This window comes from Chitinophaga sp. XS-30, assembly GCF_008086345.1.
Lineage (GTDB): Bacteria > Bacteroidota > Bacteroidia > Chitinophagales > Chitinophagaceae > Chitinophaga.
Genome location: NZ_CP043006.1, coordinates 5626902 through 5645599, shown reverse-complemented (window position 1 = coordinate 5645599; position 18698 = coordinate 5626902). Strand labels below are relative to the sequence as shown.

32 protein-coding genes are annotated in these 18698 nt (G+C 48.3%); 31 read left to right on the top strand and 1 reads right to left on the bottom strand.

Annotation, left to right across the window (positions count from 1 at the left end):
- The first annotated feature begins 12 nt into the window (after positions 1–12).
- Entirely contained in the window at positions 13–609 is a 597-nt protein-coding gene (locus FW415_RS22675) for an outer membrane beta-barrel protein (RefSeq protein ID WP_148389394.1), read from the top strand.
- 91 nt (positions 610–700) lie between these two features.
- Here FW415_RS22675 and FW415_RS22670 read toward each other — a convergent pair whose 3' ends face one another.
- Positions 701–1483, bottom strand: a complete 783-nt coding sequence (locus tag FW415_RS22670) for an energy transducer TonB (protein ID WP_168208950.1) — start codon at positions 1481–1483, stop codon at positions 701–703.
- Positions 1484–1691: 208 nt separating this feature from the next.
- On the opposite strand from FW415_RS22670, the gene rpsJ reads away from it, so the two are divergent.
- The 30 genes from rpsJ (at position 1692) to rplQ (ending at position 18673) form a co-directional block, all read left to right on the top strand.
- The gene (gene rpsJ, locus FW415_RS22665; protein WP_012789286.1) at positions 1692–1997 is read left to right on the top strand and encodes a 30S ribosomal protein S10; all 306 of its coding nucleotides are present in this window, start codon (positions 1692–1694) and stop codon (positions 1995–1997) included.
- 170 nt (positions 1998–2167) lie between these two features.
- Complete coding sequence (gene rplC, locus FW415_RS22660) at positions 2168–2791, top strand: 50S ribosomal protein L3 (RefSeq protein WP_148389392.1); 624 nt, start codon at positions 2168–2170, stop codon at positions 2789–2791.
- A gap of 1 nt (position 2792) precedes the next feature.
- Entirely contained in the window at positions 2793–3440 is a 648-nt protein-coding gene (gene rplD, locus FW415_RS22655; RefSeq protein ID WP_148389391.1) for a 50S ribosomal protein L4, read from the top strand.
- 59 nt (positions 3441–3499) lie between these two features.
- Positions 3500–3799 (top strand): 50S ribosomal protein L23, encoded by a 300-nt coding sequence (gene rplW, locus FW415_RS22650; protein ID WP_146861906.1) that lies wholly within the window; start codon positions 3500–3502, stop codon positions 3797–3799.
- An 89-nt stretch (positions 3800–3888) separates the two neighbouring features.
- Complete coding sequence (gene rplB, locus FW415_RS22645; protein ID WP_148389390.1) at positions 3889–4722, top strand: 50S ribosomal protein L2; 834 nt, start codon at positions 3889–3891, stop codon at positions 4720–4722.
- A 61-nt stretch (positions 4723–4783) separates the two neighbouring features.
- Positions 4784–5050 (top strand): 30S ribosomal protein S19, encoded by a 267-nt coding sequence (rpsS, locus tag FW415_RS22640; RefSeq protein ID WP_120516921.1) that lies wholly within the window; start codon positions 4784–4786, stop codon positions 5048–5050.
- Between the two features lie 117 nt (positions 5051–5167).
- Positions 5168–5527, top strand: a complete 360-nt coding sequence (gene rplV, locus FW415_RS22635) for a 50S ribosomal protein L22 (protein WP_148389389.1) — start codon at positions 5168–5170, stop codon at positions 5525–5527.
- 57 nt (positions 5528–5584) lie between these two features.
- On the top strand, positions 5585–6376 hold the full coding sequence (gene rpsC, locus FW415_RS22630) for a 30S ribosomal protein S3 (protein WP_148389388.1): 792 nt from the start codon (positions 5585–5587) through the stop codon (positions 6374–6376).
- A gap of 52 nt (positions 6377–6428) precedes the next feature.
- On the top strand, positions 6429–6848 hold the full coding sequence (gene rplP / locus FW415_RS22625) for a 50S ribosomal protein L16 (protein ID WP_148389387.1): 420 nt from the start codon (positions 6429–6431) through the stop codon (positions 6846–6848).
- Between the two features lie 54 nt (positions 6849–6902).
- Positions 6903–7103 (top strand): 50S ribosomal protein L29, encoded by a 201-nt coding sequence (gene rpmC / locus FW415_RS22620; RefSeq protein ID WP_148389386.1) that lies wholly within the window; start codon positions 6903–6905, stop codon positions 7101–7103.
- Positions 7104–7206: 103 nt separating this feature from the next.
- Positions 7207–7464, top strand: a complete 258-nt coding sequence (gene rpsQ / locus FW415_RS22615) for a 30S ribosomal protein S17 (RefSeq protein ID WP_148389385.1) — start codon at positions 7207–7209, stop codon at positions 7462–7464.
- A 76-nt stretch (positions 7465–7540) separates the two neighbouring features.
- Positions 7541–7909, top strand: a complete 369-nt coding sequence (gene rplN, locus FW415_RS22610; RefSeq protein WP_148389384.1) for a 50S ribosomal protein L14 — start codon at positions 7541–7543, stop codon at positions 7907–7909.
- A 205-nt stretch (positions 7910–8114) separates the two neighbouring features.
- The gene (gene rplX, locus FW415_RS22605; protein ID WP_148389383.1) at positions 8115–8453 is read left to right on the top strand and encodes a 50S ribosomal protein L24; all 339 of its coding nucleotides are present in this window, start codon (positions 8115–8117) and stop codon (positions 8451–8453) included.
- Positions 8453–9025 (top strand): 50S ribosomal protein L5, encoded by a 573-nt coding sequence (gene rplE, locus FW415_RS22600; protein WP_148389382.1) that lies wholly within the window; start codon positions 8453–8455, stop codon positions 9023–9025. Before rplX ends, rplE begins: the two co-directional genes overlap by 1 nt.
- Before the next feature lie 21 nt (positions 9026–9046).
- The gene (gene rpsN / locus FW415_RS22595) at positions 9047–9316 is read left to right on the top strand and encodes a 30S ribosomal protein S14 (RefSeq protein ID WP_148389381.1); all 270 of its coding nucleotides are present in this window, start codon (positions 9047–9049) and stop codon (positions 9314–9316) included.
- Between the two features lie 89 nt (positions 9317–9405).
- Positions 9406–9804 carry a 30S ribosomal protein S8 gene (gene rpsH, locus FW415_RS22590; protein WP_148389380.1) on the top strand — a complete coding sequence of 133 codons (399 nt, stop codon included), beginning with the start codon at positions 9406–9408 and terminating at the stop codon, positions 9802–9804.
- Positions 9805–9918: 114 nt separating this feature from the next.
- Complete coding sequence (rplF, locus tag FW415_RS22585; protein WP_148389379.1) at positions 9919–10473, top strand: 50S ribosomal protein L6; 555 nt, start codon at positions 9919–9921, stop codon at positions 10471–10473.
- A gap of 121 nt (positions 10474–10594) precedes the next feature.
- On the top strand, positions 10595–10948 hold the full coding sequence (gene rplR / locus FW415_RS22580; RefSeq protein WP_148389378.1) for a 50S ribosomal protein L18: 354 nt from the start codon (positions 10595–10597) through the stop codon (positions 10946–10948).
- Positions 10949–11003: 55 nt separating this feature from the next.
- On the top strand, positions 11004–11522 hold the full coding sequence (rpsE, locus tag FW415_RS22575) for a 30S ribosomal protein S5 (protein WP_148389377.1): 519 nt from the start codon (positions 11004–11006) through the stop codon (positions 11520–11522).
- A 76-nt stretch (positions 11523–11598) separates the two neighbouring features.
- Complete coding sequence (gene rpmD / locus FW415_RS22570) at positions 11599–11784, top strand: 50S ribosomal protein L30 (protein WP_146861950.1); 186 nt, start codon at positions 11599–11601, stop codon at positions 11782–11784.
- Between the two features lie 97 nt (positions 11785–11881).
- The gene (rplO, locus tag FW415_RS22565) at positions 11882–12328 is read left to right on the top strand and encodes a 50S ribosomal protein L15 (protein ID WP_148389376.1); all 447 of its coding nucleotides are present in this window, start codon (positions 11882–11884) and stop codon (positions 12326–12328) included.
- A gap of 79 nt (positions 12329–12407) precedes the next feature.
- Positions 12408–13751, top strand: coding sequence for a preprotein translocase subunit SecY (gene secY, locus FW415_RS22560; RefSeq protein WP_148389375.1), 1344 nt, complete (start codon positions 12408–12410; stop codon positions 13749–13751).
- Positions 13752–13858: 107 nt separating this feature from the next.
- Positions 13859–14659 carry a type I methionyl aminopeptidase gene (gene map, locus FW415_RS22555; protein WP_148389374.1) on the top strand — a complete coding sequence of 267 codons (801 nt, stop codon included), beginning with the start codon at positions 13859–13861 and terminating at the stop codon, positions 14657–14659.
- 253 nt (positions 14660–14912) lie between these two features.
- Positions 14913–15131 carry a translation initiation factor IF-1 gene (gene infA, locus FW415_RS22550; protein ID WP_012789309.1) on the top strand — a complete coding sequence of 73 codons (219 nt, stop codon included), beginning with the start codon at positions 14913–14915 and terminating at the stop codon, positions 15129–15131.
- A gap of 35 nt (positions 15132–15166) precedes the next feature.
- Positions 15167–15283 carry a 50S ribosomal protein L36 gene (gene rpmJ / locus FW415_RS22545; RefSeq protein ID WP_072360626.1) on the top strand — a complete coding sequence of 39 codons (117 nt, stop codon included), beginning with the start codon at positions 15167–15169 and terminating at the stop codon, positions 15281–15283.
- A gap of 43 nt (positions 15284–15326) precedes the next feature.
- Complete coding sequence (gene rpsM / locus FW415_RS22540; RefSeq protein WP_148389373.1) at positions 15327–15707, top strand: 30S ribosomal protein S13; 381 nt, start codon at positions 15327–15329, stop codon at positions 15705–15707.
- Between the two features lie 108 nt (positions 15708–15815).
- Positions 15816–16214 carry a 30S ribosomal protein S11 gene (gene rpsK / locus FW415_RS22535; RefSeq protein ID WP_148389372.1) on the top strand — a complete coding sequence of 133 codons (399 nt, stop codon included), beginning with the start codon at positions 15816–15818 and terminating at the stop codon, positions 16212–16214.
- Positions 16215–16383: 169 nt separating this feature from the next.
- Positions 16384–16989, top strand: a complete 606-nt coding sequence (gene rpsD / locus FW415_RS22530; RefSeq protein ID WP_148389371.1) for a 30S ribosomal protein S4 — start codon at positions 16384–16386, stop codon at positions 16987–16989.
- A gap of 75 nt (positions 16990–17064) precedes the next feature.
- Complete coding sequence (locus FW415_RS22525) at positions 17065–18060, top strand: DNA-directed RNA polymerase subunit alpha (RefSeq protein WP_148389370.1); 996 nt, start codon at positions 17065–17067, stop codon at positions 18058–18060.
- Positions 18061–18169: 109 nt separating this feature from the next.
- A complete protein-coding gene (gene rplQ / locus FW415_RS22520) occupies positions 18170–18673 on the top strand; it encodes a 50S ribosomal protein L17 (RefSeq protein WP_148389369.1) in 504 nt (167 codons plus the stop codon).
- Positions 18674–18698: the final 25 nt, after the last annotated feature.

Sequence of the window (18698 nt, the reverse complement as noted above, 5' to 3'; positions counted from 1 at the left end):
AAAACAAATCATATGAGAAAAATTGGCTACTTAACCCTTGTTGTGACAGCAATGCTGTTTTCCACCACATCTTATGCGCAGACCGAGAAAGGAAATATGATGGTAGGGGCGAACCTTGGTAATATCGGGGGCACCTTTCAGGATGGAGGCAGCAGGTTTAACCTTAACCTCACGCCCAAGCTGGGCTGGTTCATCAAAGACGATCTGGCGATAGGCGGGGAGGTGAATCTCGGACTTGGCACCGGGAATGACCGGACTGATATCAGTTACGGCATTGGCGCCTTCGGTCGTTATTTTATCAAGGATAAAAGCATTGAGGTATCTAAACGGGCCCGCTGGTTCCTGGAAGCCAGTGCTGGCATCAACGGTGTGAATACCAAGTCTGGAGATGTAAGTACCAATACCAACGGCCTGGGCATTGGTTTCGGCCCCGGTATCGCTTATTTCATTACGCCCAATGTGGGGCTGGAAGCGCTGTTGAAGTATGACCTTACGGTAGGTTTCGGCAGTTCCACCACGGCGCACCGCGTAGGGTTGAATGTCGGTTTCCAGATCTATCTGCCCACGGCAAAAGCGAAGCAGATCATCCGGGAAGAGGGCAGAAGGTAATTAGTTAGTTTCCTACGCAAACGATGATAGAACGGGTTTTGCACGTCTTCGGACGGGTGAGGCCCGTTTATTTTTTCCGGCAGTCATGGCGTCATTGTTTCGCTGCTTTCGGTGTTTCAAACGAGATCACCAACTGGTGCCTGGCCGTGACAGGTTTACCATCCAGCTGCGCCGGTATCCATTTGGGCATTTTTTCCACGATCCTGATGGCCTCTTCTTCCAGTCCGTATCCGATAGCGCTGCCAATGGTAGCAGCATTGTCTACCCTGCCGTTGGACATGATCAGGAATTCCACGATCACCGCACCGCCGATGCCGGCGGATCTGGCTTCAGGGGGATATTGGAGGTTTCTCCGGATAAAATAGGCCAGGGCTTTACCGCCGCCGTGGTAGCGGGGGAGCCTGCTGAGTTCCGGGGCCGGAACATCCAGGGGCTTGCGCATGCTGTTGGCCAGGGCTACTTTTATGGGGATCGTGAGATTGAGGGGAACGGGTTTGTAGTTCAGGAAGCCGGGTTTCCATCTGGGCATCCGGTGGAACATGCTCAGCACTTCTTTGTCCAGCTGCCGGAAGCCCGGATACCGGATCCTGGTGTCCGCCACGTTACCATTCTCGTCTACGGTGAAGTCCACATACACGGTGACGACCGTATCTTCCCGCAGGCGGATGTAGGGAACGTTCAGGTTGGAGGTGAGCCAGCGTTCCAGGTTGGCCTGGCCGCCGGGGAATTCCGGGAGCACGTCCGCTTTGAGGGCCTCCACGCCGCGCTGGAATTCTTCCTCCATTTCCGCCGGGGTCAGCGGTCTTTCGGTGGAATCCTGGGCAAAAACCGGGAAGCCGAGGAAAAGTAATATGAGGGCAGGGAGAAAGCGCATAGACGGGCGGTAACCTATTGGAAACAAGTATTTTAAACGATTTTCGTACCTTGCCATGACCATATAAAGCTACAGGAAGAACGGCATAAAGTCAATATAATCCAACAATCTCCAGAAATATACCCCTAAAATGTTTGCTGTAATTAAAATAAAACATACCTTTGCCCTCCCAAATTGTAAGGGGTAAATTAGAAGAAGTTCATTGCATATGTCTCAGAGAATTAGAATCAAGCTGAAGTCCTACGATCACAATCTGGTTGATAAATCGGCCGAGAAGATCGTTAAAACCGTGCGTAACACGGGTGCCGTGGTAACAGGTCCTATTCCTTTACCTACAGAGAAGAAAATCTTTACGGTACTGCGTTCTCCGCACGTGAACAAGAAAGCGCGTGAGCAATTCCAACTGTGTACGCATAAGCGTTTGTTGGACATTTACACATCTTCTTCCAGAACCGTAGATGCGCTGAGCAAGCTGGATCTGCCTTCTGGTGTGGAAGTGGAGATCAAAGCGTAGTAACAGAAAGGACATCGGCAGGGTGGGCATAAGGCCCGCCTGTGGTGTTTTATGACGACAGCAAACAACAGGTTACGCCTTCTGGGTAACCGCCCAATAAACAGTATTTAAACCGCTCATCCTGAGGATAGCTAGAGATCCCTCAGGCGCTGGGCTAAATCATATAACAAATGAAAGGTATTATTGGTAAAAAGATTGGTATGACCAGCATCTTCGAGGCCAATGGAAAGCAGACAGCCTGCACCATTATCGAAGCCGGTCCCAACGTTGTTTCCCAGGTGAAATCCCAATCCACCGACGGGTATGACGCTGTACAGGTAGCATTCGGTGACAAGAAAGAAAAGCACGCTACCAAAGCAGAACAAAATCACTTCGCAAAAGCACAGACCTCCCCTAAACGTTACGTAAAAGAATTCCGCAATCCTGACGCTGCCGTGGCTAAAGCCCTCGGTGAAACCATCACCTGCGAGATCTTCGCTGAAGGTGAGGTTGTTGACATTGTAGGCACTTCCAAAGGTAAGGGCTTCCAGGGTGTTGTAAAACGTCACGGGTTCAGTGGTGTGGGTGAAGCTACCCACGGTCAGCATGACCGTCAGAGAGCGCCCGGTTCCGTTGGCGGTTCATCTTATCCTTCCCGTGTTTTCAAAGGTATGCGCATGGCCGGTCAGATGGGTAACGAAAGAGTGAAAGTGAAAGGGCTGAAAGTGCTGAAAATATTCCCTGAGAAGAATTACATCCTGGTAAGTGGTTCCGTTCCCGGCCACATTGGTTCAATCGTTTTAATCCAGAAATAGTATGCAACTAGATATTTTAAATATAGAAGGTAAGAAAACCGGCAGGACCATCGAGCTTCCTGAAGAGATCTTTGGTGTTGAACCGAACAATCACGTGATCTACCTCGCTGTAAAGCAATACCTGGCTGCACAACGTCAGGGTACGCACAAGGTAAAGACCCGTGCTGAAGTGAAAGGTGCTTCCCGTAAACTGCACAAACAAAAAGGTACCGGCGGTTCCCGTAAAGGTAACATCCGTAACCCGCTGTATAAAGGCGGTGGTACCATCTTCGGCCCCAAGCCCCACGCTTACGACATCAAACTGAACCGTAAAGTGAAGGACCTGGCCAAGATCTCCGCACTGTCTGCGAAAGCAAAGGAAAACAGTATCATCATCGTTGAGGATATCAACCTGGATACTCCTAAAACCAAAACTTTCGAGAGCATCCTCGGTAAACTGAATATCAACGTAGCCGGCAAGAAAACCCTTGTGGTACTGCCCGAATATAATGATAACGTTTATCTGTCCCTCCGCAATATCCCTACCGTTGACGGTACGGTGCTGAGCGATGTGAACACTTACGAGATCATGAACAGCAACTACGTGATTTTCACGGAAAGCGCAGCAAAGATCTTTACAGAAGAGCCTGCTGACGTAGTTGAAGCGTAACAAATTTAAAATGCATGCGGGGGATGTTGGATCGGATCCCGTAACAAATATTAATTAAGATGAAACTGTCTGATGTTTTAATCAAGCCGGTGATTTCAGAGAAAGTAAACAAGGCAACTGAAAAGTTCAACCGTTTTTACTTCATTGTTGACAAGAAAGCCAACAAACTGGAGATCAAAAAGGCAGTGGAAGACTTCTACGGCGTAACCGTTGCGGAAGTGAATACACAGGTGATGCCCGGCAAGAACAAGACCCGCTTTACCAAAGCAGGCTTTATTTCCGGCCGCAAGCCTTCCTACAAGAAAGCCGTGATCACACTGGCTGCAGGAGAAACCATTGATCTGTATGCTAACATATAAGTGCCGTTAGCGGTGTAAGCCGTTAACCTGGATGTATATGCAGATCAACTTATAAATAGTCTATTAAATCATTTTGAATTAAGTAGAAAATGGCACTGAAAAAGTACAAACCGATGACAGCCGGTACCCGTTGGAAAATCGGCAATGCGTTCGCAGAGCTGACCACCGACACCCCGGAGAAGGGCCTGCTGGCCCCCGCTCCAAGAACCGGCGGCAGGAACGTGCAGGGTAGAAGGTCCATGCGCTATATCGGCGGCGGACACAAGAAGCAATACCGTATCATCGACTTCAAACGGGACAAGATAAACATCCCGGCTACGGTTAAAACGATCGAATACGATCCGAACCGCAGCGCATTCATCTGCCTGCTGAGCTATGCAGATGGTGAAAAACGTTACATCCTTGCCCCCCAGGGCCTGCAGGTTGGCACCACTGTTATCAGCGGTCCCGAAGTTGCGCCTGAACTGGGTAATGCATTACCGCTGAGAAACATGCCTTTGGGTACTGTTGTACATAATATCGAGCTGCAGCCGGGTAAAGGCGGCGCTATCGCACGCAGTGCCGGTACCTATGCACAGCTGAGCAACAAGGAAGAAAAATACGCAGTACTGAAAATGCCCTCCGGCGAATTGCGCAAAGTGCTGAGCACTTGTATGGCAACCGTAGGGACCATTTCCAACTCTGATCACGCACTGCAGTCCATCGGTAAGGCCGGAGCCAATCGCTGGAGAGGTATTCGCCCCCGCAACCGCGGTGTAGCGATGAACCCTGTAGATCACCCGATGGGTGGTGGTGAAGGCCGTTCTTCCGGTGGTCACCCGAGATCAAGAACTGGCAAATATGCGAAAGGTCTGAAAACCAGGAAATCGCATAAGAGCTCGGATAAACTGATCATTACGCGGAAAAACGGTAAGAAAATATAATAACGCTTAACAAGTTTCTTTCCCGTTGATACCGGGGTTGAAATCTTAAATAAACAAGAATATGGGTCGTTCCATTAAAAAAGGTCCTTACGTAGACTTCAAATTAGAGAAGAAGGTAGAAAAACAGAATGAGGGCACCAAGCGTACGGTTATCAAAACCTGGAGCCGCCGCTCTACCATTACTCCCGACTTTGTGGGCCATACTTTTGCTGTGCATAACGGTAACAAGTTCATCCCGGTTTACGTAACCGAGTTCATGGTGGGTCACAAACTGGGAGAGTTTGCACCTACCCGTAACTTTAAAGGACACGCTAACAAGAAAATGTAGTCATCCGTTTTAAAGTTTCCCGTTTTCGGTTCAGGAAAGAGAACATCGGAAGTACGTTGGAAACAGCAGGACCGGAAACTGTAACAAGAAACTTATATAACACAGAAACAAATAACAATGGAAGCAGTAGCTAAGCTGAACAATAATCCTACCTCCACCCGCAAAATGCGTTTGCTTGCAGACCTGATCCGCGGCATGGAAGTAGAGAAAGCTTTGAATATTTTGAAATTCCATCCCAAACACCCGAGCACTCCGCTGGAGAAATTGCTGCTCTCCGCAGTGGCTAACTGGAAAGTGAAGAACGAAGGAGCCAGGGTAGAAGATGCCAACCTGTTCGTCAAAACCGTTTTTGTAGACGGCGGCCGTGTTCTCAAAAGGATGCGCCCTGCTCCGCAAGGTAGAGGTTACCGTGTGCGCAAAAGAAGCAATCACGTCACCATTGTTGTAGATGGCCGCACTGAAGCCCCTCAGCAATAAACGAACGAACTGCAGGAAAAAAATATATTTAAACTCATAGACAAATAAAACCAGAACATGGGTCAGAAAACAAATCCTATTGGTAACAGGTTAGGTATCATCAGAGGATGGGACTCTAATTGGTATGGCAGCAAGAAAGACTATGCAGCCAAGCTGATCGAGGATAACAAGATCAGGACTTACCTGAATGCACGTATCAACAAAGGCGGCATTTCACGTGTAGTGATCGAAAGGACGCTCGGTAAGCTCATCATTACCATTCATACCTCCAAACCTGGTATCATCATAGGTAAAGGCGGTAACGAAGTGGATCGCATCAAGGAAGAACTGAAGAAGCTGACCGGTAAGGAGGATGTACAGATCAATATCCTGGAGATCCGCCGTCCGGAAATAGATGCCACTATCGTTGCGGAAACGATCGCAAAGCAGATCGAAAGCCGTATCAACTATAAACGTGCGATCAAGATGGCGATCGCTACCGCGCTGCGTATGGGTGCGGAAGGGATCAAGGTGAAAGTAGGCGGCCGTTTGGGTGGTGCCGAGATCGCCCGTTCAGAGGAAATGAAACAAGGCCGTGTGCCCCTGCATACTTACCGTATGGATATCGATTACGCATCCCTGTTCGCATTGACCGTTTACGGCAAGATCGGTATCAAGGTGTGGATCTGTAAAGGTGAAGTGCTGGGTAAACGTGATCTGAACCCGAACGCCGTTTCCGGCAAGGAAGGTGAAGGACGTACCGGCGGTGGCCGTGGCGGTGATCATCGTGGCGATCGTGGTGGAGATAGAAGGGATAACCGTGGTGGCGGAGACAGAAGAGGCGGTGGAGACCGTGGTCCCCGTAAATAATCACTCAGCCCTTGAAAATATCATTTAAACAAACTTTTTAACAACATAAACGATGTTACAGCCCAAGAGAACGAAACACAGGAAGATGCACAAAGGCCGCATCAAAGGTAACGCAAAGAGAGGCGCAACCCTTTCTTTCGGTTCATTCGGCCTTAAAGCATTGGAACCTAAGTGGATCACGGACCGTCAGATAGAAGCTGCACGGGTGGCGCTGACCAGGCATATGAAGCGTGAAGGTAACGTGTGGATCCGTATTTTCCCCGACAAACCGATCACTGCTAAGCCGTTGGAAGTGAGGATGGGTAAAGGTAAAGGTGCTCCAGACCATTGGGCAGCCGTTGTAAAGCCCGGTCGCATCCTGTTCGAAGCAGACGGTGTATCCATGCAAGTAGCCAAAGAAGCTATGGAACTGGCCGCACAGAAACTGCCGATCAAGGTGAAATTCATAGTGCGCCGCGATTACGTTGCTTAACAGCCGCTTCGCGGAATTTAACAAAACCTGATAACCAGAACAAAACTTAAACAAATGCCTAAAGCAAAACTGGATCTTAAAGGCCTGAATGATCAGGATCTCAAAGACAAACTGTCTGAAGAGCAACTGCGCCTGAAAAAGATCACGTTCAGCCACGCGGTAACACCGATCGAAAATCCCATGAGCATCCGCTTCATGAGAAGGGAGATCGCCCGCATTCAGACTGAACTGCGCAAAAGAGAGCTGGGATTCTGATCCCTCAACAAGGAAAGGGAGCGTAATGAAGCTGTCGCCAGCAATTCAATAAACAATTCAATAGCCTCCGGTCCGGAGGCCCGGAAGTAAAATAACTTTCAAAATGACCGAAAGAAAATTAAGAAAAATCAGGATCGGCGTCGTATCCAGCAATAAAATGGATAAGACAGTTACCGTAAACGTTGAACGTAAGGTGAAACACCCGATCTATGGTAAGTTCGTAAAAAAGACCACCAAGTTCATGGCACACGATGAAAAGAACGAGTGCAGCATTGGTGATACCGTAAGGATCATGGAAACACGCCCCCTGAGCAAAAACAAATGCTGGCGTATGGTGGAAGTGATCGAAAAAGTAAAGTAATTATTCATTTGTTTCAAGCTGCCGGTAATTATAATGACCTGCAGCCGCTGCTAAAACAATTAACAAACGTATTACGATGATACAACAAGAATCAAGGCTGAACGTAGCTGATAACAGTGGTGCCAAGGAAGTGCTCTGCATCCGCGTACTCGGTAACTCCGGCCAGGACTATGCAGGTGTGGGCGACAAGATTGTGGTGACGGTGAAAGATGCCATCCCCGGTGGTGGTATGAAGAAAGGTACGGTAACCAAAGCTGTTATTGTAAGAACAAAGAAGAAACTCCGTCGCCGTGACGGTTCTTACATCCGCTTCGATGACAATGCCGTTGTATTGCTGAATAACGCTGATGAGCCCCGCGGTACCCGTATTTTCGGTCCGGTTGCCCGTGAGCTTCGCGATAAAGGATACATGAAGATCATCTCCCTGGCACCTGAAGTGCTTTAAGGTAGTGAAACGTAAGAAGTAAAAGATTAAGAAATTAGATAATTGAAAGGAGTGATGGAGATGAAAAGTAACCGGAAACGCCTTTCAATATTTACTTTTTAGTTTTTTGCTTTTTAAGCGTATCTTTGCAGCCCGTTTTAAAAACGACATAAAATAATAATCAAGCGAAAAGGGTTTTCGCTTGGCGTTTTAAATAAACAAACAGATGAAAACTAGATTTAAGCCTAAGTTCAACATTAAGAAAGGCGACCTGGTTGTGGTAATTGCCGGTGATGACAAAGACCGGACCAAGCCCCGCAAGGTATTGGAGGTGATTATCGACAAGTCCCGTGTATTAGTGGAAGGCGTTAATATCATCACCAAGCACACCAAACCTTCTGCCCAGAATACCAAAGGCGGTATTGTCAAGCAGGAAGCGCCTATCGCTATCTCCAACGTGATGTTGTGGGATGCAAAGGCTGGCAAAGCTACGCGCGTAGGACGCCAGAGAGAAAACGGTAAAGTAGTTCGTATCGCTAAAAAATCAGGGGAGGTAATCAAATAATGGCAAACACAACATATCAACCCAGACTGCAATCCAAATACCGCAATGAAGTGGTGGCTGCTTTGCAAAAGAAATTCAACTATAAAAGCACCATGCAGGTGCCCCGCCTCACCAAAATTTGCCTGAACCAGGGCATCAACGGTGCGGTTGGTGATAAAAAGCTGGTGGATATCGCAGTAGACGAAATGACCCGTATTGCCGGTCAGAAAGCTATTGCCACCATGTCAAAGAAGGATATCTCCAACTTCAAACTGCGTAAGAACATGCCCATCGGTGCGCGTGTGACCCTGCGTGGCGTGAACATGTACGAGTTCCTGGACAGGCTGATCTCCGTATCCCTGCCCCGTGTGCGTGACTTCAAAGGCATCAGTGAAAAAGCTTTCGACGGCCGTGGCAACTATACCCTGGGCGTTACAGAGCAGATCATCTTCCCGGAGATCGATATCGATAAAGTGACCCGCATCACCGGTATGGATATCACTTTCGTAACCACCGCCTCTACCAATGAAGAGGCTTATGAGTTGCTGAAGGAAATGGGCATGCCTTTCAAGAATATCAGAAAAGAAAACTAATATTAATATCTATCATCAATTATGGCAAAAGAATCCGTAAAAGCCAGACAAAGAAAGAGAGAAGCCATGGTAGCCAAATTTGCTGAAAAGCGCGCTGCGCTGAAAGCAGAAGGCAACTATGCTGAACTGGACAAACTGCCCAAGAACGCTTCTCCCGTTCGCCTGCATAACAGATGTCAACTGTCCGGTCGTCCTAAAGGATATATCCGTCAGTTCGGCATGTGCCGTAACATGTTCCGCGACATGGCACTGGCAGGCAAGATCCCTGGTGTAAGAAAAGCCAGCTGGTAAGAACAGGTCCGGCAGGCAGACATTTAATTGATTCCTTTCTATATCGATTGGATATCGCATTGTACTCATTTAGCAAATTTTTTTAAACAATGGTTACTGATCCAATAGCAGATTTTTTAACACGCATCCGTAACGCCCAGATGGCAAATCACAGGATCGTGGAAATCCCCGCTTCAAAACTGAAGAAACGCATTACCGAGATCTTGTACGACAAAGGTTATATCCTGAAGTACAAATTCGAAGAGGACAAGAAACAGGGCCTCATCAAGATAGCGTTGAAATACGATCCGCAAACAAAGGTACCGGCCATCCAGGACCTGCAGCGCATCAGCCGTCCCGGTCTGCGCCAGTATTCAAGGCCTGACGGATTCCCCCGCGTGAAGAACGGTTTGGGCATCGCTATCATCTCCACTTCCAAAGGTGTAATGACCGATAAGGAAGCTAAAGTGCAGAATGTAGGTGGCGAAGTAGTTTGCTTCGTTTATTAATAAATTTTTATCCCGCCTTGCATAAAGGCGGGATTATGGTATATCTGACAATTAAGCGTTCTATACGGCGCTGAACACGGAGTACCGGAATCACAACAATTAAACTGACTGATTATGTCACGTATAGGAAGAGCTCCTATTAAATTGGCCAGCGGTGTTACCATCAGCGTATCCCCGGCTAACGAGATCACGGTAAAGGGCCCCAAGGGTGAACTGAAACAGATGATCGACCGCGATATCAAAGTGGAAACAAAGGATGGTGAACTGATTGTCAGCCGCCCTACCGACCAGATCCGCCATCGCGCCATGCACGGTCTGTACCGCGCATTGATAGCAAATATGGTGACCGGTGTGACCGAGGGGTTCAAAAAACAGCTTGAGCTCGTAGGTGTAGGTTACAAGGCTGCGAACCAGGGGCAGTTGCTGGACTTATCTTTGGGATATTCGCACAACATCATCTTCGAAGTGCCCAAAGAGCTGAAAGTAGCCACGGTTACTGAAAAAGGCCAGAATCCGAAGATCATGCTGGAAGGTATCGACAACCAGCTGCTCGGCCAGGTAGCCGCCAAGATCCGCAGCCTGCGCAAACCGGAGCCGTACAAAGGTAAAGGTGTTCGCTACAGCGATGAAGTGGTACGCAAGAAAGCAGGTAAATCTGCCGGTAAATAATAACAGGTTATTCCGGGCCGCCTGATGGCCCGGGCTGAACTGAAACCGGATTAGTAAATAACACAGGGTCTTTATCCTGAATATAGTCCCGGCAGCATCGGGACCTTAAATACACTTAGTAATGAGTACAAGAACAGACAGAAGACAGAATATCCGCTTCCGTATCCGTAAAAAGATCAGCGGAACTGCACAAAAACCAAGGCTGGCCGTATATCGCAGCAATGGTGACATCTATGTGCAACTGATTGACGATACCAATGGCACCACCCTGGCCTCCGCTTCTTCCCGTCAGAAGGATATTGCAGCGCAGCAAGGTACCAAGAGCGAGAAATCAAAGCTCGTAGGTGCAGCGCTGGCTGTGAAGGCCGCCGCGCTGGGCATCACTACCTGCGTATTCGACAGAAGTGGTTACCTGTACCACGGCCGCGTAAAAGCAGCTGCCGATGGCGCACGCGAAGGCGGACTGCAATTCTGATCCCGGGGGATTGGGCATATAAACAATCTGATATCGTAATTCTTATTAAATAAAAATGGCAAAGAATTCATTCAATAAAGTAAAAGCTGGTGATCTGGAACTGAAAGAAAAGGTTGTAACGATCAACAGGGTTACCAAAACTACCAAAGGCGGACGTACCTTCAGTTTCTCCGCTCTGGTTGTGGTAGGTAATGAAAACGGCGTCGTTGGTCACGGCCTGGGTAAAGCCAAGGAAGTGCAGGAAGCCATTACCAAAGGTATCGATGATGCCAAGAAGAACCTGATCAAGGTTCCTGTTCATCAAGGTACTATTCCTCACGACCAGCTGGCCAAGGAAGGTGCAGCCAAGGTGCTGATCAAACCGGCTGCTCATGGTACCGGTGTGATCGCTGGTGGTTCCATGCGCGCAGTGCTGGAAAGCGCCGGTATCACCGACGTGCTGGCAAAATCCCTGGGTTCCGCTAACCCGCACAACGTGGTTAAAGCTACATTCAAAGCTTTGGGCATGTTGCGCGAGCCGATCCAGATCGCAAGGACACGCAGCGTGTCTATGAAGAAAGTATTCAACGGTTAAGCACCTGGTTCCAAATCCCCGTTCCGGTGCTTCGCGCCGGGGCACGGTATTCCTAATTGGAAATATATAAAGCAAAATGGCAAAGATTAAAGTCACTCAGGTAAAAAGCGGTATCGATCGTCCGGAAAAGCAGAAACTGACGCTGAAGGCCCTTGGTCTGAAGAAGATGAATGCTTCCGTAGAAGTAGAAGCGACCCCCCAGGTACTGGGTATGGTGCGCGCCGTGAACCACCTGGTAAAAGTGGAAGAAGTAAATGCATAATGTAGAAATATTATTTTTACATTTGGCATCTTACATTTTTGAATTATCATTGTAAAGCGAGCGGTTGATTTCCGCGTAAGTAAAACAATTCAAAGCTATGAACTTACAGAATTTAAGGCCCGCAAAAGGCGCCGTACATAAAGAAAAACGTCTTGGCCGCGGTGAAGCATCCGGTAAAGGTGGTACCGCTACGAAAGGTAACAAAGGTGCTCAGTCCAATACCGGCTATTCCAGCAAAAGAGGTCATGAAGGCGGTCAGATGCCAATTCAGCGCCGTCTGCCCAAACGCGGGTTCATTCCGATCGACCGTACTGAATATAAAGTATTCAACGTTGGTCAGCTGGATCAGATCATAGAAAAATACGGGCTGCAGGAGTTCTCCCTGGAGAACCTCTACATGAACGGCCTGATCAGCAAAACTGCCAAGGTGAAAGTACTGGGTCATGGTGAACTGAAAAGCAAAGTAGCGCTCAAGGTAAACGCGATCAGTGAAAAGGCAAAGCAGGCTATCGAAGCAGCTGGTGGATCAGTAGAACTGGTTTAAGAAATTACGATAGAAAAGGCGCCTACGGAGTAGTGCGTCTTTTCGGATTTTACACGCTCTATTAAACTCTTGTCTTCCTGTGAAGAAATTTATCGAAACCATAAAGAACATCTGGAGCATCGAGGACCTGCGTAAACGCATTATCACCACGTTGCTGCTGGTACTGGTGTACCGCGTCGGTTCCTATATCACCCTTCCCGGTCTCGATCCCAATGCCCTGGCTAATTTCTCCGAGACTTCCCAGCAAGGTATCCTTGGCCTGTTTAATATGTTTGCCGGTGGTTCGTTCTCCCGCGCATCCATTTTCGCCCTGGGTATCATGCCCTATATCTCGGCGTCCATCGCCATTCAGCTGCTGACGATCGCAGTTCCCTATTTCCAGAAATTACAAAAGGAAGGTGATAGCGGCCGCAAAAAGATCAACCAGTACACCCGTCTGCTCACAGTTGTGGTTACCGCCTTCCAGGCGAGCGCCTATGTGGCCTATCTCAGAGGGCAGTCAGGCGGTGCATTGATCCCTGAATATGGTAATTTCATGTTCTGGCTCTCCACCACCGTAGTGCTCACCGCAGGTACTTTGTTCGTGATGTGGCTCGGTGAAAAGATCACAGACAAAGGTATAGGCAACGGTACTTCCATCATCATCATGATGGGGATCCTCGCCCGTCTTCCCGAATCCCTGCTGCAGGAGCTTTCGCTCAAAACAACAGGTGCCGGCGGCGGATTGCTCCTCTTCCTGATAGAGATCGCATTCTTTATCCTGATCACCATCGGCCTTATCCTGCTGGTACAGGGTACCCGCAAGATACCGGTGAACTACGCCAAACGCATCGTCGGCAACAAGCAATATGGCGGTGTGCGCCAGTTCATTCCCCTCAAGGTGAATGCAGCCGGTGTAATGCCTATCATCTTCGCCCAGGCCATCATGTTCATTCCGGCAACGGCTATCGGATTCGCCACACAAAGCGAAGGGGCCTCCGGGTTCATCCGCATATTCAGCGACCATACCAACCCGTATTATAATGTGATCTACGCGGTGCTGGTAGTCGTGTTCACGTTCTTCTATACCGCATTGATCTTCAATCCTACGCAGATGGCGGACGAGATGAAACGGAATAACGGCTTTATCCCCGGTGTAAAACCCGGAAAGGCTACCGCTGATTATATCGGCGCCGTAATGGACCGTATCACCCTTCCCGGCGCGATGTTCCTCGCCCTGGTCGGCATCCTTCCCGGTATCGCTGCCGCAGCAGGTATCAACAGTGCTTTTGCCACCTTCTTCGGCGGTACTTCACTGCTTATCATGGTAGGTGTGATCCTGGATACCCTGCAACAGATAGAAAGCCAGTTGCTGATGCGCCATTACGATGGCCTCATGAGCTCCGGCCGTATCAAAGGCAGGACCACCCCCGCAAACGCTTAGTAGAACAACATTCAATAAATTCATTGCAACAGCCATCGGGACAGCCTCCTGATGGCTGTTGCCTTAAATGGCAGTAGAGTCATCCGGATTTATTAATTTCGCAGGTTATGATCCATTATAAAACAAAAGAGGAAATAGAGCTGATCCGCCAGAGCGCTCAACTGGTCAGTGCCACACTGGCGGAAGTGGCCCGGCAGCTGAAACCGGGCATGAGTACCCTGCAGGTGGATGCCATAGCCGAAACCTTCATTCGTGATCACGGAGCGGTGCCCTCCTTCAAAAATTACAAGGGCTTTCCCGCCACATGCTGCATTTCCGTAAATGAAGCCATCGTACATGGTATTCCTGACCAATATATCATCAAGGAAGGAGATCTTGTTTCTGTTGATGTGGGGGTGTATAGCAACGGCTTTCATGGTGACAGCGCATATACATTTGCAGTAGGGGAGGTGCCGGCGCATGTGCAGAAACTGATTGCCGCTACGAAGACCGCCCTGCTTAAAGGTGTGGAAAAGGCCGTGGTGGGCAACAGGATCGGAGACATCGCCTATGCCATACAGGAGTATGTGGAAAAAGAAAGGGGATATGGTGTTGTACGGGAGCTGGTAGGGCATGGCCTGGGCCGTAACCTGCATGAGGACCCCCAGGTCCCTAACTACGGGCGCCGCGGCAGCGGGGCGGTATTGAAAGAAGGGCTGGTGATAGCCATAGAGCCGATGGTGAACCTCGGTACCCGGGAAGTGGAGTACCTGGAGGATAACTGGACCGTAGTGACGAGGGACCGCAAGGTGTCCGTGCATTTCGAGCATAATGTGGCGGTAGCGAAAGGGAAGCCGGATATATTGTCCACCTTTGAGCCTATCGAAGCGGCAGAACGGGAGAACCCGAACCTGACAGCAGCTTTGTAAAGGGCGCGGATTTCCGGGGTAAAATGCCTATCTTTGCATTCTACTTGAAAAAACTGAGTTACCCGGAGAATTTCCCTGTATCGGAATTTCAAAATAATTCACTTTGTAAAGTTTTGATAATGAGGCGCTTTCGAAAGGCCGCTTGGTGATTTTCGAAAGTTATCCACATCATTGTGCTTTTTCAAAGATAATTTGACGTAATTTTTTCAGTTTAATAAACTTTTGTGGTATCTTTGCATTCCTAAAAATTTTTATGGCGAAACAGGCACTCATTAAACAGGATGGTATTATTCTAGAAGCCTTATCAAATGCGATGTTCCGGGTAAAGCTGGAAAACGGTCACGAGATTCTGGCGACCATTTCTGGGAAAATGAGAATGCACTATATCCGCATTCTGCCCGGTGACAAGGTGGGGGTTGAGATGAGCCCTTATGATTTGAGCAGGGGTCGTATAATTTTCAGGTACAAATAAGCCAAAAACGCTGACAGATTTATAACATTTGACTCATGAAAGTAAGAGCTTCCATCAAGAAAAGAAGTGCAGACTGCAAAATTGTTCGCCGCAAAGGTAAACTGCTGGTGATCAACAAAAAGAATCCCCGTTTCAAGCAACGCCAGGGTTAATCTGCATTTTACACATTTAAGAATTATAAATTAAACAATTGATATGGCACGTATAGCCGGTATTGATCTTCCTAAAAACAAAAGAGGTGAAATTGGTCTGACTTATATCTTCGGTATTGGTCACTCTACCTCACAGTATATCCTGGAGAAAGCAGGCATAGATCTTAATAAAAAAGTGAAAGACTGGAACGACGACGAACAGGCCGCCATCCGGAATATCATCAACAGCGAATTCAAAGTAGAAGGTCAGCTGCGTTCCGAGGTTCAGATGAACATCAAGCGTTTGCTGGATATCGCCTGCTACCGTGGTCTTCGCCACAGGAAAGGTCTGCCGGTTAGAGGTCAGCGTACCCGTACCAACAGCCGTACCAGGAAAGGTAAGCGTAAAACGGTTGCCGGCAAGAAGAAGGCGCCGAAGAAATAGTAAATTCCCTTTGCAGGTATCCCTTCATCCAGATCCGGGAACAGGCAGCATAAAGGGTTTTTATATCAACAGGGATTTGGAATTTCATAGTTGGAATTATAACGAATTATGGCAAAAGCAACTAATACAAAAGCTGCCGCTAAAAAGAGGGTAGTAAAGGTAGATAACTACGGGGATGTACACATCTCCGCCAGTTTCAACAACATCATTATCAGCATTACGAACAAACAGGGACAGGTTATTTCCTGGTCTTCCGCCGGTAAAATGGGCTTCAAGGGTTCCAAGAAGAACACGCCTTATGCAGCTCAGCTGGCCGCTTCCGATGCTGCCAAAACTGCTTTTGACGCTGGTCTGAAAAGAGCAGACGTATTTGTAAAAGGTCCCGGCGCCGGCCGTGAGAGCGCTATCCGCGCCATCTCTAACTCCGGCATCGAGGTAACCCTGATCAAAGATGTGACGCCGCTGCCCCACAACGGTTGCCGTCCTCCCAAGAAAAGAAGGGTATAGTCAACGCATTTATCGTACGAATTGTCCTTACAATTAAACATTTGTATGGGATAATTCGTATTTGTAATGTATATTTTGATATATTTATTATTCACGAGTGGGTGTACGATCGAATTTTAAGATTTTTAAATGAGCGTACACCGGAACTTAAAAATCTGAACCAGATAACATGGCAAGGTACACAGGTCCAAAGACCAAGATCTCCAGAATCTTTGGAGAGCCGATTTTAGGCAACGGAAAGTATTTAGGCAAGAACAGCAACCCTCCCGGTCAGCATGGCGCACAGCGCAAGCGTAAACAACTGGGTGAGTATGCGCTGCAGCTGAGAGAAAAGCAAAAGGCGAAATACACTTACGGTCTGCTGGAAAAACAATTCCGCAACCTGTTCGATGAAGCGAACCGCAGAAAAGGCGTTACCGGTGAGGTACTGATCAAACTGCTCGAAGCCCGTCTGGACAATACCGTGTTCCGCATGGGTATCGCTCCGTCCCGCCCCGCTGCCCGTCAGCTGGTGGCACATAAACATGTGACCGTGAACGGTGTGGTAGTGAACATCCCCTCTTACCAGTTGCAACCGGGTGATGTTATCGGCCTGAAAGACAAGACTGCCGGTAATACTTCCCTGACCAGCAACATCCGCGGAAAGAATCCGAAGTTCAGCTGGCTGGACTGGAATGAGAAAGATATGAAAGGCGTGTTCATTGCATATCCCGAAAGGGAAAGCGTTCCGGAGAACATCAAGGAACAGCTGATCGTAGAATTGTACTCCAAGTAATACATTATAGCCACCAGCCGGTGGCTATAACCATATAACTAAACATTAGTTAAAACTCATAAATCAAGCATATCAATGGCAATTCTTAATTTCCAAAAGCCTGACAAGATCGTTTTGCAGAAGTCAACAGACTTTGAAGCTCAATTCGAATTCCGTCCATTAGAACCAGGTTACGGTGTGACAATTGGTAACGCGCTCCGCCGTGTACTGTTGTCTTCTCTGGAGGGCTATGCCATTGTGGGAATAAAGATTGAAGGCGCCGATCACGAGTTTGCTACATTGAAAGGGATTACGGAAGACGTTACCGAGATCATCCTCAACCTGAAACAAGTACGTTTCAAGAAGATCGTTGAGCAGGAAGTAGGCAGCGAAAAGATCCAGATCTCTATCAAAGGTAAAACAGAGTTTCGTGCGGACATGATCGAGAAAGCGACCAACTCTTTCCAGATCATGAACCCTGAACTGCTGATCTGCACCCTTGACCCCTCTGCAAAGCTGGATATCGAACTGACCATCGGCAAAGGCCGCGGTTATGTTCCGGCTGAAGAGAACAGGCCCAAGGATGCGATCTTTGGTTACATCGCCATCGACTCTGTATTTACACCCATCAAGAACGTAAAGTATAGCATCGAAAATACCCGTGTTGAACAGAAAACGGATTACGAGAAACTGATCATGGAAGTGATCACCGATGGTACCATCCATCCGGAAGAAGCCGTGAAACAGGCATCCCGTATCCTGATCCAGCACCTGATGATCATCACCGATGAAAATATCAGCTTCGATACCAAAGACACCGAGAAAGAAGATGTAGTGGACGAACAGACCCTGCAGCTGCGCAAGATCCTGAAAACCCCGCTGGAAGATCTGGACCTGAGCGTACGCGCATTCAACTGTCTGAAAGCCGCCAAGATCAACTCCCTGAGCGAACTGGTACAGTATGAACAGGAGGAACTGATGAAATTCAGGAACTTCGGCCAGAAGTCACTCAGCGAGATCGAACAGGTGCTCGGCGAAAGAGGTCTGCACTTCGGTATGGACCTGTCCAAACTGAAACTGGACGAAGAATAGTAACAGTATAACTCAAATCACGGCGGCGGCATGCTCCCGTGATTTGTATTTTATAACAAGTACCTTGTAATTCCTGACACGGTGCAAGGGAACACAAACAAACATAGTCATGCGTCACGGAGTAAAATTAAACAGGCTGAGCCGTACTTCCGCTCACCGTAAAAGCCTGATGAGCAATCTCGCGATTGAACTGATCAGCCACAAACGTATTCAAACCACCCTCGCAAAAGCAAAAGCACTGCGCGTTTACATCGAACCGCTGTTGACCCGCGCTAAAACTGACGATACCCACAACCGTCGTATCGTATTCAGCTACCTGCAGGATAAAGAGGCCATCAAGGAATTGTTCGGCGTGATCTCTGAAAAGATCGCCAGCCGTCCCGGTGGTTACACCCGTATCATCAAACTGGGCAAACGTGTTGGTGACAATGCTGAAGTAGCCCTGATCGAACTGGTGGATTTCAACGAGATCTACGGTAAATCCGCTACCGAAGAGAAAGCACCGGCTAAGAAAACACGCCGTGCAGGTGGTGGCAAGAAGAAAGCAGAAGAAAAAACTGAAGCTGCAGCTCCCGAGGCACCCGCTGCCGGAGAAGTTCCTGCTGCTGAATAGTTTTCCAAAACTGATTATATTTGAG

Coding starts and splice junctions, on each gene's coding strand:
- FW415_RS22675 (WP_148389394.1), top strand. CDS start 13: ATGAGAAAAATTGGCTACTTAACCCTTGTTGTGACAGCAATGCTGTTT.
- FW415_RS22670 (WP_168208950.1), bottom strand. CDS start 1,483: ATGCGCTTTCTCCCTGCCCTCATATTACTTTTCCTCGGCTTCCCGGTT.
- rpsJ (WP_012789286.1), top strand. CDS start 1,692: ATGTCTCAGAGAATTAGAATCAAGCTGAAGTCCTACGATCACAATCTG.
- rplC (WP_148389392.1), top strand. CDS start 2,168: ATGAAAGGTATTATTGGTAAAAAGATTGGTATGACCAGCATCTTCGAG.
- rplD (WP_148389391.1), top strand. CDS start 2,793: ATGCAACTAGATATTTTAAATATAGAAGGTAAGAAAACCGGCAGGACC.
- rplW (WP_146861906.1), top strand. CDS start 3,500: ATGAAACTGTCTGATGTTTTAATCAAGCCGGTGATTTCAGAGAAAGTA.
- rplB (WP_148389390.1), top strand. CDS start 3,889: ATGGCACTGAAAAAGTACAAACCGATGACAGCCGGTACCCGTTGGAAA.
- rpsS (WP_120516921.1), top strand. CDS start 4,784: ATGGGTCGTTCCATTAAAAAAGGTCCTTACGTAGACTTCAAATTAGAG.
- rplV (WP_148389389.1), top strand. CDS start 5,168: ATGGAAGCAGTAGCTAAGCTGAACAATAATCCTACCTCCACCCGCAAA.
- rpsC (WP_148389388.1), top strand. CDS start 5,585: ATGGGTCAGAAAACAAATCCTATTGGTAACAGGTTAGGTATCATCAGA.
- rplP (WP_148389387.1), top strand. CDS start 6,429: ATGTTACAGCCCAAGAGAACGAAACACAGGAAGATGCACAAAGGCCGC.
- rpmC (WP_148389386.1), top strand. CDS start 6,903: ATGCCTAAAGCAAAACTGGATCTTAAAGGCCTGAATGATCAGGATCTC.
- rpsQ (WP_148389385.1), top strand. CDS start 7,207: ATGACCGAAAGAAAATTAAGAAAAATCAGGATCGGCGTCGTATCCAGC.
- rplN (WP_148389384.1), top strand. CDS start 7,541: ATGATACAACAAGAATCAAGGCTGAACGTAGCTGATAACAGTGGTGCC.
- rplX (WP_148389383.1), top strand. CDS start 8,115: ATGAAAACTAGATTTAAGCCTAAGTTCAACATTAAGAAAGGCGACCTG.
- rplE (WP_148389382.1), top strand. CDS start 8,453: ATGGCAAACACAACATATCAACCCAGACTGCAATCCAAATACCGCAAT.
- rpsN (WP_148389381.1), top strand. CDS start 9,047: ATGGCAAAAGAATCCGTAAAAGCCAGACAAAGAAAGAGAGAAGCCATG.
- rpsH (WP_148389380.1), top strand. CDS start 9,406: ATGGTTACTGATCCAATAGCAGATTTTTTAACACGCATCCGTAACGCC.
- rplF (WP_148389379.1), top strand. CDS start 9,919: ATGTCACGTATAGGAAGAGCTCCTATTAAATTGGCCAGCGGTGTTACC.
- rplR (WP_148389378.1), top strand. CDS start 10,595: ATGAGTACAAGAACAGACAGAAGACAGAATATCCGCTTCCGTATCCGT.
- rpsE (WP_148389377.1), top strand. CDS start 11,004: ATGGCAAAGAATTCATTCAATAAAGTAAAAGCTGGTGATCTGGAACTG.
- rpmD (WP_146861950.1), top strand. CDS start 11,599: ATGGCAAAGATTAAAGTCACTCAGGTAAAAAGCGGTATCGATCGTCCG.
- rplO (WP_148389376.1), top strand. CDS start 11,882: ATGAACTTACAGAATTTAAGGCCCGCAAAAGGCGCCGTACATAAAGAA.
- map (WP_148389374.1), top strand. CDS start 13,859: ATGATCCATTATAAAACAAAAGAGGAAATAGAGCTGATCCGCCAGAGC.
- infA (WP_012789309.1), top strand. CDS start 14,913: ATGGCGAAACAGGCACTCATTAAACAGGATGGTATTATTCTAGAAGCC.
- rpmJ (WP_072360626.1), top strand. CDS start 15,167: ATGAAAGTAAGAGCTTCCATCAAGAAAAGAAGTGCAGACTGCAAAATT.
- rpsM (WP_148389373.1), top strand. CDS start 15,327: ATGGCACGTATAGCCGGTATTGATCTTCCTAAAAACAAAAGAGGTGAA.
- rpsK (WP_148389372.1), top strand. CDS start 15,816: ATGGCAAAAGCAACTAATACAAAAGCTGCCGCTAAAAAGAGGGTAGTA.
- rpsD (WP_148389371.1), top strand. CDS start 16,384: ATGGCAAGGTACACAGGTCCAAAGACCAAGATCTCCAGAATCTTTGGA.
- FW415_RS22525 (WP_148389370.1), top strand. CDS start 17,065: ATGGCAATTCTTAATTTCCAAAAGCCTGACAAGATCGTTTTGCAGAAG.
- rplQ (WP_148389369.1), top strand. CDS start 18,170: ATGCGTCACGGAGTAAAATTAAACAGGCTGAGCCGTACTTCCGCTCAC.